Genomic DNA, 11,452 nt, shown 5'->3' on the forward strand with positions numbered 1-11,452 from the left:
CCAGATCCACAGCCAACACCAGATCCACAGCCAAAACCAGATCCACAACCAACACCAAATCCAATCCCAACACCAGACCCAACCCCAACACCAAATCCAATCTCAACACCAAATCCAAGTACTAACACCAACGCGACTCCTGGTCAAACGTCTAAACCTTCAACTACGACGCCGGGCACAGTAGCTCCTACAAATACTACGCCAACACTTGTTGCCCCTACAACTGCAACGCCTAGCGCAGTAGCACCAAGCCAAAACCAAGACAAGCTAGCTCCAGGAAAAGGTCAAGAAGCTCAGGCTCCTGCGAGTGAAGCGAAGCCAAGTGCAAAACCTGCTAAAGCCCAAGATCCAGCAGCTAAGCCAGGAAAAGTAGCTGCTTCTGCGCCTAAGGAAGCTAAACAAGGGCAAGCTAAGACTAGCCAAGTTAAATCCCAATCAGCGCATTCTGTTTTACCTAAGACAGGGGCAGTTGCTGTGTCCTTTACAGGCTTTGGACTTGCTCTAGTTGCAGCAGGCGCTGCTTTGTTGAAACGCCGCAAATAATTTTCTATCGATTTTTAGAGTCCAGGCTCTCCTAGTAGAGCTTGGGCTTTTTTTCTATTCAAGAGCTTTCAAGGCTTATTCAGGAGTGATTCGCTTTTAACGGCTCAAAAAAGGTTATAGTAGAATAAGAGACTTAATGAGGAGGCGGCATAATGACAAATGAAGATTTAATCGATACAGCGACTTACCGCAAGGAGGACTTGGTAAAGGCAAGCGCTCCCAAGGCCTACTGTACCCACTGCGGTTACCGGCTCCATGACCAGGCCTCTTACTGCTATAATTGTGACCAGGATCCTTTGACAGGGACGGCTTACTGTCGGCGCTGTGGGGGCAGCCTCTTAGTGGGGCAGAAATTCTGTTCCCGTTGTGGGCTGGCCCAGGCGAAGTCATCCCAGATTCATTTGGAACGTTTTCCATTTGCCGGGGAGACACCAGCCATGCAAGCAGAGATGGAGAAGATTGAAGCCAGTGGGGAAAGAGATAAGGGACGCTTTAATATTTGGGCCTTTATCTTTAGCGGGCTTTGGTTTTGCTATCAGGGTTTGTGGGAATTCGGTCTCATTTTGATCGCTCTCACCTGCCTGCCTTTTGCCTTCTGGTTAAAGTTGGTCCTGATTGCCTTCTTCTCCGGCTGCTATGCCAACTACATCAAGTACCGTTATTTGAAATATGGTGAGGGTTTTCCCAACTTAGGAAAATTATTCCATTAGAAAAGACCAGTCAGCACGTTTTGACTGGTCTTTTGTTATGAGCTATTTTCTTAAATTAACGGTCAACATCATCTTCTGGCTCGACCAGAGCTTCATTATCATTGAAGATGGCTTGGTTCATGCTGCCCATGGCCTTAGAGGTAACGGTCCCAGCGATAATGGAATCGTTCACGTTAAGAGCTGTCCGTCCCATATCAACGATGGGTTCGATGGAAACCATGAGGCCGATAACTTCGATAGGAAGTCCCAACATACCGAAGAGGATGAGGGAGCCGAATGTGGCCCCGCCGCCTGCACCAGATACCCCGATAGAGGTGATGGTGGCTGCTGCGATAATCGTAATCCAGCTACTTGGGTCAGAGAAGGACATGCCGGCAGCTGGTGCTGCGATAACGGCTAACATAACAGGGTAAATCCCCACGCAACCGTTCTGACCGATGGATAGGCCAAAGGTGGCCGAGAAGTTGGCAGTTGGTGTATCTACCCCCAGGGCTTCAGTCTGGGTCTGGATATTTAAGGGCAGGGAACCTGCACTGGACCGTGATGTGAAGGCAAAGAGCAAGACATTGGCTGCCTTCTTGAGGTATTGGATCGGGTTAATGCCAAAGAGGGCCAGGATGATCATGTGGATGATAAACATCACGATTAGGGCCACATAGCAGGCCACAATGAAGGTTGCCATGGTTTGGATGGTCGAGATACTTGAAGTGGCTAGGGCCTTGGTCATCAGGGCGAAGATGCCGTATGGGGCAATCCGCAGCACTAGGGTCACTAGGCGGGAGACGATGGCATGGAGGCTGTTGATAATTTTTTCAAAGATTTCAGCTTCTTCAGGATGGTGGCGGCGGACACCCAAGTAGGCAGCCCCCACAAAGACAGAGAAGATGACAACAGCGATGGTTGAGGTGGACCGGCTACCCGCCATATCTGCAAAGACATTGACAGGAATGAAGGAGCGGATAGTCTCAGGAATGGTTAGGTCAGCAATTTCCGAATTACGCTCCACTAATTGGTCGATCCGCGCATTCTCAGCAGCGCCTCGGGCAAATTCAGCCCCATCGAGGTTGAAGAGAACTCCGGTGGCGATGGCAATGAAGGCGGCAATGGCGACTGTAATGAGCAGGGTGCCGATGACGCCTGTCCCAATCTTACCGAGATTGGATTGGTTGTGGTCGAGCTTGGTAAAGGCTCGGATCATGGACACCATAACCAGTGGGATAACCAACATTTGTAGGAAGTTGATGTAGCCCTTACCGACAATATCAATCCAGTCCATAATTTCCGCTGTGACATCACTTTCAGCTCCTAGAATAAATTGGATCAAGAGTCCAAAAACAATCCCTAAGCCGAGACCGGTGAAGACCCGGTTGGAATATTTAATGTGCTTGCGGCTCATCTGGTTGAGGACCAGGCAGAGCGCGACAAATATGAGTAAAGTAATAATAACTTGCAAAATGCATACCTCCTTCTTATTCACTTACTATTTATTAGCTTATGAATTGAGAATATTATAGCTTATTTTTTATTAGAATGCACCTAATAAGCCTCGAGACTGATTTTTTATTATTTTTTTCTTTTTATGAGGAAGAAATGGTATAATATAGCTTTAAAGAAGATGTTGAGAGCAGATTAGTGATTGATCGGCTTGCACTTAAAGGAGACGAGTCATGGTAAAATTTAATCAACACTTTGATAACCCAGACCAATTAAAGGCCTTCTTACGCCAAGAAGACCGGCCAGATCTGGAGCTAGAATATTTAGAAGTCCAAGATGAACTGGAAGAGTTAGCAGCTGAACCAGTATCCCGGGAAAACCACCGCCAACAGCTTAAACTGGAAACTTACCGGGATGCCCTGGTGGAAGTTCTCAATGAAAAACCGATTGAAGATGAGACAAGAAGTGAAGTAGAGGAAGAAGAATCTGATGACTATGTAGAAGAAGCTGAGCAAGGTCCTGCTGACTCGAGTATGGAGAGTAAAGGGGCGGCCTTTCTTTCCGGCTTAGGCCAGCAAGTGAAGCGGGGCGTCCAAGCTAGCGGCCAGGCCATTAACCGGGGCATCGAGCATGAGATGGCCAAGAAAGAACCCTGGAAAGAGAAGAAGGCTGCTCTGGCTGAGGAGCGCCAGCGAGCCAAGGAAGCCAAGCAAGAGGCCCAGGCCTTAGCCAATCAAGCCCAATATAAGCCCTATCCTCGAAAGCGGCGCCGGGGTTGCGGTTGTGGGGGCTGTCTCTTAGTAATCGTCCTCGCCTTAGTATTAGGCTACTTTGCTTTGGGTCAGGCCCAAGTCTACCTCCCAAATATTTCACTGAATGCACCAGATATTAGGATAGATGGGGGCAGCTTGATCCAAGAAGGCTGGGAATATGCCAAGTCTTGGCTCGGAAATCTTTTCTCTGGCGACGACCAAGCACCTGTAGATGAAGGTCAGGGTTGGCAAGCCCCTGCGGATAATGGCGGTGGAAACTGGCAAAATCAAGAAGCACCTGCCACTGACAATGGTTGGACCGAACCTGCCCCTACAAGTCCGGAACCGGCTCCACAAGCAGGGGATGAGACTGGAACAGGTTATTAATTGAATAGCTGTCAAAGAAGTAGGTAGAGGCCGGGGGTTAACCCTGGCCTTTTTCGATGGCCTCTAAAATTATGTGAGTCTAAGTGCTCTTCCTCACATTCTAGTCGGATTCGCAAGAGCAGACTCGGAGTGATTTCACCCAATCGGAACGACCGGCTAAAGCTGTTCTTATCCTCGTAGTCGGGTTCGGTCGCGCAGAAGTGGCTCCTCTTCACAAAATCCCTGCGAAGTCTTTTCAGACTTCTTCGGTCTTTTACTCCAGAGGTCCACTTCTGACCGCGCTCCCTCACACCCTTAAATTATGATATTTTTGTAAGAAAGATTAGTTTTTGTTAATTATTCTCTTGACTTTATTATAATGTCGGTTTATTATTAGGTCATCACGATAGGGAGGAGCATGAAGAATGAGACAATTGAATTTAGAGCATGTTAGTTTTTCATGTTCTGCTAAGAAAATGAGCAAGTATTACTTTAGCTATTTTAGATCGTGTTTGTAGCTGTGAATCCATCATAGGTACAAACATCAGCGTTTTGGATCTATGATGGCTGAGGTCTTTTGAAGTGTTTAGCCATCCAGAATGATAAATTCTAATGGCTAAAGGCATAGCTTATAAATCAGATAGCCTTAAGGTTTAATTAGTTTTTATCATATCTAATTAAACCTTTTTTGTTTGCCAGGAAGGCTAAACGGATCTGTGCCTTAGCACTAGAAATGGAGAGAAGAATGAATAAGAAAATACGCGCTATTTTAGGACTAGGCTTAGTCGGCCTATCTCTGGCTGGATGTAGCCAGGGCGGTCAAGACGGACAAAAAGAGATTGGGATTATCCAATACGGGGAGCACCAAGCTCTAAACGATGCCCGGGAAGGTTTCGTGGAAGGTCTAGAAGAAGCGGGCTTCAAGGATGGGGAGACTATCCATATTGATTACCAGAATGCCCAAGCTGACCAATCCAACCTCAATTCGATTGCCCAGAATATGAAGGGGCGCAAAGATCTTACCTTTGCGATTGCGACACCGGCAGCTCAAGCAGCACTTAATGCGGACAAGCAGACGCCCATCTTATTTACAGCGGTAACGGATGCAGTCTCTGCTAACTTAGTCAAGTCCCTTGACCAACCGGGAACCAATGCTTCAGGAACCAGCGACATTGCCCCAGTGGAGAAGGCGGTAGACCTGCTTTTGACCATCGATCCCTCGATTAAGACGGTGGGCATGCCTTACAATTCCAGCGAGGTGAATTCTGAAATCCAGTTTAAGGCTTTCAAAGACTATGCGGAAAGCAAGGGCTTGAAAGTGGAAGCACAAACGGTGACGGCAACCAATGAAGTCCAGTCGGCGATTACGGCCTTGGCCAAACGCGTGGATGGCATCTGCTTGCCGACCGATAACACGATTGCCCAAACGATTCCGACAATTGGCAGTGTGGTCAGGGAAGCCAAAGTGCCAACCATCGGAGCTGAGAGTGCCCATTTAGAAGGTTGCCTGGCGACTTACGGGGTTAACTACAAGGATCTGGGCCGGCAGACGGCTGAAATGGCGGTTAAAATTCTTAAAGATGGCGCCGATGTCAGTCAAATTCCTGTTGAAAAAGCTAAGGATTATGAATTAGTAGTGAATGAAGCCATGGCCAAAGAACTGGGGATTGACCCAGCGCAGATTAAGAAGGGAGAATAAAGGATATGGATTTAATTGTTTCGAGTATTTCACAGGGGCTCATGTGGTCCATTCTAGCGATTGGGGTCTATTTGACCTTCCGCATTTTAGATATTGCCGACTTGTCAGCTGAGGGAAGTTTCCCCTTGGGTGCGGCGGTCTGTGCCAAGTTAATTGTTTCGGGAGTCCATCCGCTGGTCGCTAGCTTGGCTGCTTTCTTAGCTGGCTTAGTGGCAGGCTTAGTCAATGGCTTTATGATTAATAAGATGCATATTCCAGCCCTGCTTTCTGGGATCCTAACCATGACAGGTCTTTATTCCATCAACTTACGGATTATGGGTCAGGCCAATATTCCCTTACTAGGGGAGGCCAATATCATGGAGTCCTTCCAAGCGACAGGGATGAATCCTACCCTGGCTTCTTTAATCATTGCCTTAATTTTCCTAGCGGTTGTTATTATGGCCCTGGTGGTCTTTATGAATACCGAGTATGGTTTGACGCTCCGGGCGACTGGGGATAACCCGCTCATGGCAGAAGCCAATGGGGTCAAAACGGACCAGATGAAGTTAGTGGGCTTGATGCTCTCCAATGGTTTGATTGCCTTATCGGGAGCGATTATCTGCCAGAATAACGGCTATGCAGACATTGCCATGGGGACTGGGACCATTGTTATTGGTTTAGCCGCTATTATTATTGGAGAAGTGCTCCGCCGCAACCTCACTTTCGGCAAACGTTTAATCACCATTGCGATTGGAGCCGTGATCTACCGCTTGATTATCGACTTCATCATGCAGCAACAATTCCTGCCTGTTCTTCCCAGCGACATCAAGGTGCTTTCATCCATCGCGCTCGCTATTATTCTCTATGCCCCCCATGCCAAGGCCAGTTTCCAGAACCGGCAAGCCAGTGCTAAGTAAAGGAGTAGTGTTATGACGAACTTACTAGAACTTGACCAGATTAATAAGGTTTTCAATCCAGGAAGTATTAATGAAAACCATGTGACTAAAAATTTGTCCCTCACCATCCATGACAATGACTTTATCTCTGTGATTGGTTCCAATGGGGCAGGGAAGTCAACCTTACTCAACTTGATTGCAGGAACGATTCCAGTGTCTTCTGGGCGGATTCGCCTGCGCGGTGAGGATATTACGGACCGACCTGCCTACAAGCGGGCTGCTGGGATCAGTCGGGTCTTCCAAGATCCACAAATGGGGACTGCCCGTAACCTGACCATTGAAGAGAACCTTGCCATCGCATACAAACGGGGCAAGCGCCGGGGCTTCGGCCGGTCTGTGACAGAAGAAATGCGTCGGCTCTTCCGTGACCAGCTCAGCCGGGTCGACTTGGGACTTGAAGACCGTTTGAACACCGCTGCATCTAACTTGTCAGGGGGCCAGCGCCAAGTCCTAACCCTGATCATGGCCATTCTCGAAACGCCCGAGCTCTTACTCTTGGATGAGCACACGGCTGCCCTCGACCCGCGGACTAGTGAGATGGTGATGGACTTGACCCAGCGTCTGATTGAGGAGAACCACTTAACTTCTCTCATGATCACCCATGACATGAATGATGCCCTGGCTTACGGCAACCGTCTGATCATGCTCCACGATGGCCGCATCGTTGTCGATGTCAAAGGGGAAGACAAGGCAAAATTATCGGTTGAAGACTTGATGGAACTCTTCAAGGAGAATGTCGGCAACCAATTGCGTGATGACGACTTGCTCTTAAAAGCTTAATATTGATCATAAAAAAATTATCGACCTGCACTAGATTAGTGAAGACCGATAATTTTTTTGATGTTTTAAATTTTAGACCTTAGTCCACATACCATTCTCTTCTTTGCTGGGTGGATGCTTGGAAGGCGTCTTGGAGTTGGTCATAGTCTTTGTTCTTTAGGGCTGTTTTGACGCGAGCCAGTTCTTTTTCGAAAGCTTCGATGCTTTCCAGTAAGTAGTCCCAGTTGTGAAGGAAGAGGTCTGTCCATAGGGGCGCATTGACGTCCGCAATCCGGGTCAGTTCTTGGAAGCTGTTACCCGCGAACTTCATGGTATCCTCACAGTTAGGGGCAGAATTTACCGCAGCAACGGCGAGGACGTGCATGAGCTGACTCACATAGGCTATGGCCCGATCATGGCTTTCGGCATCCACCCGGCTGACCTCCTGGAAGCCCATGACCCGGTAGAGGGCTTCGATCAATTCGAGCTGGCTCTCCTGGTTTCTTTGGCTAACGACGAGCAGGGCGTTGGCCCCCCGGAATTGGGCACTATTGAGGCCGGCAATCCCTGTCTTTTCACTCCCGCGCATCGGATGGGTATAGATGAAGTCTAAGTCAGGGCGGAGGATGGCTTCAACTTGGGACATCACGTATCGCTTAATGCCTGTGACGTCCGTTAAGAGGCAGGTCGACTTGAAGAGGTCCTGCTTGTTTTCCACATAGGGGGCGACCGCTTGGGGGTGGAGGGTGATAAAGATGAGGTCGGCTTGGCTGAGGGCTTGGTCATCCTCCGTTTGGGCAGTCTTTACAATCCCTAATTCTTCAGCTTTGAGACAGGTCTCTGGATTCTGGTCGATGCCGCGAATTTCTTGATAGCCCGCTTGGGTCAAGGCTTGGGCAAAGGAAGATCCGATCGCTCCCAGGCCGACAATGACAATTTTCATACTTATTCCTCCAAATGTTTAAGTAGGGCTTCTAGGCCCAGGGCGTAACTGTCCTTACCGAAGCCTGAAATCTGACCGATGCAGGCAGGGGCAATGACTGAGGTCTGACGGAAGCTCTCTCTTTGTTGGATGGCTGAGAGGTGGACTTCCACGCAAGGAATTTGGATACTGGTGAGCGCATCGTGGAGGGCATAGGAGTAGTGGGTGAAGGCACCCGGGTTGAAAATTATCCCGTCAATCTTTTCGTAATAGGCTTCTTGAAGGCGGTCAATCAGGGCGCCTTCATGGTTGCTTTGGAAGAAGCTGAATTCATGGTCAAAGCTTTGGTCTAAGTCAGTTTCAATTTGCTTCAAACTTGTTTGGCCATAGATATCTGGCTCCCGAATGCCTAAGAAATTGAGATTGGGGCCGTTAAGAATTAAAAATTTCATGGTTTCCGTCCTTTCGATAGGTCGTTATAATGGTTTTTAGGCACTGGTCCAGGCTGCCCTGGTTGGGGATATGGAAATCAGCAGCTGCCTGGTAGAGGGGGTAGCGCTCTTGGTAGAGGACCTGGAGCTGGTCCAGGCGTCCCTTGAGTAGGGGGCGTTGGTCGCTGTTAATGTCTGCAGAAATCTGGTCCAGGGGGCGGTCGATAAAGTAGACCTTGCCTCCTTTTTTGAGGGCCTTAATGTTATCAGGATCTTTGACGACCCCGCCACCCGTGGCAATAATGAGGCCCTTAGCTTGACCAAGCTCGCAGGCAAGTTGGGATTCGAGGGCACGGAAGGCAGCTTCTCCTTCTTCAAAAATTTCAGAGACGCTTCGGCCCGAGACTCTTTCAATTTCCTGGTCCATGTCTAGGAAATCTAAGGAGAGCTTTTGGGCGAGGGCTTGACCGAGGATGGTTTTACCCGATCCGGGCATGCCGATGAGGATGAGATTAGGCTGGGTCATGGTTAAATCCTTTCTTTACACGGGCTAAGATCCGCTCCACCTGGTCCTCAGAGAATTGCTGGTCTTCCCAGATTTCGACGGAGCGGATGGCTTGGCCGACTAACATGTCCAGGCCGTTACAGTAGGCCTTGCCGGCTGCCTTGGCATCACTTAAGAGTTTGGTTTCATAAGGGTTATAGATGGTATCGAAGACATGGTCAAAGCGGTCGAGGTCATGCGCTTTGAGCGGGGAGGCCTGGGTCTTTGGATACATACCAACAGGTGTACAATTGATTAGGAAGTCACCTCTAAGGCCCTCAAGGTCAGCATAGGAGAGGCAGGGCCAGGGCTTATCTTGGTGCTGGTCGGGATGTCTGGATACCAGGTGGACTTGGGCGCCGTGGTCGGTTAGATAATGTCCCATCGCCTGGGCAGCCCCTCCTGTTCCAAGGATATAGGCGGTTTTGTCTTGAGTCTGCCAATGGCGGCGCTCAAAAGATAAGTGAATGCCATCGTAATCTGTATTGTAGGCCTTGACTTTACCGTTGACTTGCTTGATGGTATTGACAGCGTCCAATTTTTTCGCGGTTTCAGACAGCTCATCCAGATAGGGGAAGAGGGCCTGCTTATAGGGGATGGTGACATTGGCACCACGGATATCTAAAGTCTTCAGCGCTTCCAAGGCTTGGCTGAGACTTTCTTCGGGAACTTCAAAGAGTTTGTAGGCCGCCTCAATCTGGGCTTCTTCATATATAATCTGGTGGATCTCTGGGGATAGACTATGGCCCAGGGGGTAGCCAAATAAGCCATAAAATTCCATCTCATCACTCCGTTCTAGCTTATTTTTACTACAATAATGATAAAGTTATCATTATTGTAATGCAAGCCTTGCTTGATAAAATGGCGAAAAGAGCTGTCAGATCAATATTTTTAGCTAAGAGCTGAAGTTAATATATTAGTATAATAAAAATAAGATTAGAATGTTATCATTTAATAGTTGACAGCTACTCTTAGTTTTGCTATATTTAAAGCACGCATTAAAGAGAACCAGTGAGGAGGAAAAAACATGTTAATGCAACAACAACTTTTAGCAAATAGCTGGTTCTACTTTAGCTTCTACTTTTTTAAAGGTAATGGAGGCTAAAGCAATCTTTGATGCATAGGGCTCCATTGATGGTAAGAAATCGAATGGAGCACCCACTATCTAAGACTTTATATCTCGAGAGGATTAGTCAGGCTGCATTCGGTTACAAACGGATGCAGCTTTTTTGTTTCCGATAACCATTGGGAAGCTTTGAATGATATGATAGTAGGGAATTGAAAAAAGGAGAGAATGCAAAATGATTATTGTGATGAAATCTAATGTGACGGCTGGCGATGTTAAAGATGTAATTGATAAAATCGAAGATACAGGTAACCAGGCTGTTATTATTGAAGGCCAAGAAGTTGACGTGATTGGTATCGTTGGCGATACGTCCCGCATTGACCAATCGAAATTACAGGCCAATGACACCATTGCAGAAGTTATCCGAGTGTCTGAACCCTATAAGTTAGCCAATAAGGCCTTCCACCCTCAAGCGAGTCAGATCAAGGTTCGCGACCAAATTATCGGGGGCAAGGAATTAGCTATTATTGCGGGACCATGCTCAGTTGAAGGGGAAGAACAAATTGTCGGGACAGCTAAGCGCGTGAAAGCGGCTGGGGCAAACATGCTCAGAGGGGGCGCTTACAAGCCAAGAACCTCACCTTACAGCTTCCAAGGTTTACAGTCAGAAGGGATCCGTCTCTTGGACCTAGCCCGTCGTGAAACCGGACTACCTATCGTGACCGAATTAATGGCCATTGAACAATTGGATGAATTTGTAGAACATGTGGATGTTATCCAAATTGGAGCCCGTAACATGCAAAACTTCTCACTCTTGAAGGAATTGGGTAAGACTGACAAGCCTATCCTCTTAAAACGTGGCCTGAGCGCCACCTACCAAGAATGGTTAATGTCTGCTGAGTATATTATGGCAGAAGGCAACCCGAATGTTATTCTCTGCGAACGCGGAATCCGGACCTTCGAAACCGAAACCCGGAACTGCTTAGATATCCAAGCCGTGCCATTGATGAAACATAAGACCCACCTGCCTATTATTGTGGACCCTTCACACGCGGCTGGGATAGCCTACATGGTACCTGCTGGAGCTAAGGCTGGGATTGCAGCGGGCGCTGACGGCTTGATTATGGAGATCCACCCTGATCCTAAGAATGCCTGGAGTGATGGCCAACAGAGCTTGACCCCAGACCAATTCGACCGTTTGATGGAACAGATCCGCGTCCTTGCAGAAGTTGAAGGCCGGACGGTACCAGAGGGCGACAAGACTAAATAATTAGAAGCACAAATGAGAGGA

At 48.1% G+C, this 11,452-nt stretch carries 12 protein-coding genes; 7 read left to right on the forward strand and 5 right to left on the reverse strand.

What is annotated here, in order from left to right:
• Positions 1 to 543: LPXTG cell wall anchor domain-containing protein (locus HMPREF2626_RS10200; RefSeq protein WP_210382780.1), on the forward strand; the 543-nt coding region annotated here is incomplete at its 5' end.
• Positions 544 to 695: 152 nt separating this feature from the next.
• Positions 696 to 1,253, forward strand: a complete 558-nt coding sequence (locus HMPREF2626_RS02475; protein ID WP_070617057.1) for a DUF2628 domain-containing protein — start codon at positions 696 to 698, stop codon at positions 1,251 to 1,253.
• A gap of 55 nt (positions 1,254 to 1,308) precedes the next feature.
• Here the strand turns inward: HMPREF2626_RS02475 and HMPREF2626_RS02480 are convergent, their stop codons facing one another.
• Complete coding sequence (locus tag HMPREF2626_RS02480; RefSeq protein ID WP_070617058.1) at positions 1,309 to 2,706, reverse strand: L-cystine transporter; 1,398 nt, start codon at positions 2,704 to 2,706, stop codon at positions 1,309 to 1,311.
• Positions 2,707 to 2,920: 214 nt separating this feature from the next.
• Between HMPREF2626_RS02480 and HMPREF2626_RS02485 the strand changes: the two genes are divergently transcribed.
• The 4 genes from HMPREF2626_RS02485 to HMPREF2626_RS02500 all read left to right on the forward strand — a co-directional run bounded on the left by HMPREF2626_RS02485 (position 2,921) and on the right by HMPREF2626_RS02500 (position 7,219).
• Positions 2,921 to 3,826, forward strand: a complete 906-nt coding sequence (locus tag HMPREF2626_RS02485; protein ID WP_070617059.1) for a hypothetical protein — start codon at positions 2,921 to 2,923, stop codon at positions 3,824 to 3,826.
• 724 nt (positions 3,827 to 4,550) lie between these two features.
• Positions 4,551 to 5,504 (forward strand): ABC transporter substrate-binding protein, encoded by a 954-nt coding sequence (locus HMPREF2626_RS02490; RefSeq protein ID WP_083294300.1) that lies wholly within the window; start codon positions 4,551 to 4,553, stop codon positions 5,502 to 5,504.
• Between the two features lie 5 nt (positions 5,505 to 5,509).
• Complete coding sequence (locus HMPREF2626_RS02495; RefSeq protein ID WP_070617061.1) at positions 5,510 to 6,400, forward strand: ABC transporter permease; 891 nt, start codon at positions 5,510 to 5,512, stop codon at positions 6,398 to 6,400.
• Between the two features lie 12 nt (positions 6,401 to 6,412).
• Entirely contained in the window at positions 6,413 to 7,219 is an 807-nt protein-coding gene (locus HMPREF2626_RS02500) for an ABC transporter ATP-binding protein (RefSeq protein WP_070617062.1), read from the forward strand.
• A 79-nt stretch (positions 7,220 to 7,298) separates the two neighbouring features.
• Here the strand turns inward: HMPREF2626_RS02500 and HMPREF2626_RS02505 are convergent, their stop codons facing one another.
• Genes HMPREF2626_RS02505 through aroE form a run of 4 tightly spaced genes read right to left on the reverse strand, consistent with a single transcriptional unit; the run spans position 7,299 to position 9,876 of the window.
• On the reverse strand, positions 7,299 to 8,141 hold the full coding sequence (locus HMPREF2626_RS02505; protein WP_070617063.1) for a prephenate dehydrogenase: 843 nt from the start codon (positions 8,139 to 8,141) through the stop codon (positions 7,299 to 7,301).
• 2 nt (positions 8,142 to 8,143) lie between these two features.
• Positions 8,144 to 8,572 carry a type II 3-dehydroquinate dehydratase gene (aroQ, locus tag HMPREF2626_RS02510; RefSeq protein WP_070617064.1) on the reverse strand — a complete coding sequence of 143 codons (429 nt, stop codon included), beginning with the start codon at positions 8,570 to 8,572 and terminating at the stop codon, positions 8,144 to 8,146.
• Positions 8,553 to 9,077, reverse strand: a complete 525-nt coding sequence (locus HMPREF2626_RS02515) for a shikimate kinase (RefSeq protein WP_070617065.1) — start codon at positions 9,075 to 9,077, stop codon at positions 8,553 to 8,555. Before HMPREF2626_RS02515 ends, aroQ begins: the two co-directional genes overlap by 20 nt.
• Entirely contained in the window at positions 9,064 to 9,876 is an 813-nt protein-coding gene (aroE, locus tag HMPREF2626_RS02520; protein WP_070617067.1) for a shikimate dehydrogenase, read from the reverse strand. Before aroE ends, HMPREF2626_RS02515 begins: the two co-directional genes overlap by 14 nt.
• Before the next feature lie 520 nt (positions 9,877 to 10,396).
• Between aroE and aroF the strand changes: the two genes are divergently transcribed.
• Positions 10,397 to 11,431 (forward strand): 3-deoxy-7-phosphoheptulonate synthase, encoded by a 1,035-nt coding sequence (gene aroF / locus HMPREF2626_RS02525; RefSeq protein WP_070617069.1) that lies wholly within the window; start codon positions 10,397 to 10,399, stop codon positions 11,429 to 11,431.
• The last annotated feature ends 21 nt before the right edge of the window (positions 11,432 to 11,452 follow it).

Origin of the sequence: Aerococcus sp. HMSC062A02, from assembly GCF_001809535.1 — a bacterium.
Lineage (GTDB): Bacteria > Bacillota > Bacilli > Lactobacillales > Aerococcaceae > Aerococcus.

Bases quoted from the DNA above. Each gene is read 5' to 3' on its own strand.
- HMPREF2626_RS02475 (WP_070617057.1), top strand. From the start codon at position 696: ATGACAAATGAAGATTTAATCGATACAGCGACTTACCGCAAGGAGGAC.
- HMPREF2626_RS02485 (WP_070617059.1), top strand. From the start codon at position 2,921: ATGGTAAAATTTAATCAACACTTTGATAACCCAGACCAATTAAAGGCC.
- HMPREF2626_RS02490 (WP_083294300.1), top strand. From the start codon at position 4,551: ATGAATAAGAAAATACGCGCTATTTTAGGACTAGGCTTAGTCGGCCTA.
- HMPREF2626_RS02495 (WP_070617061.1), top strand. From the start codon at position 5,510: ATGGATTTAATTGTTTCGAGTATTTCACAGGGGCTCATGTGGTCCATT.
- HMPREF2626_RS02500 (WP_070617062.1), top strand. From the start codon at position 6,413: ATGACGAACTTACTAGAACTTGACCAGATTAATAAGGTTTTCAATCCA.
- HMPREF2626_RS02505 (WP_070617063.1), bottom strand. From the start codon at position 8,141: ATGAAAATTGTCATTGTCGGCCTGGGAGCGATCGGATCTTCCTTTGCC.
- aroQ (WP_070617064.1), bottom strand. From the start codon at position 8,572: ATGAAATTTTTAATTCTTAACGGCCCCAATCTCAATTTCTTAGGCATT.
- HMPREF2626_RS02515 (WP_070617065.1), bottom strand. From the start codon at position 9,077: ATGACCCAGCCTAATCTCATCCTCATCGGCATGCCCGGATCGGGTAAA.
- aroE (WP_070617067.1), bottom strand. From the start codon at position 9,876: ATGGAATTTTATGGCTTATTTGGCTACCCCCTGGGCCATAGTCTATCC.
- aroF (WP_070617069.1), top strand. From the start codon at position 10,397: ATGATTATTGTGATGAAATCTAATGTGACGGCTGGCGATGTTAAAGAT.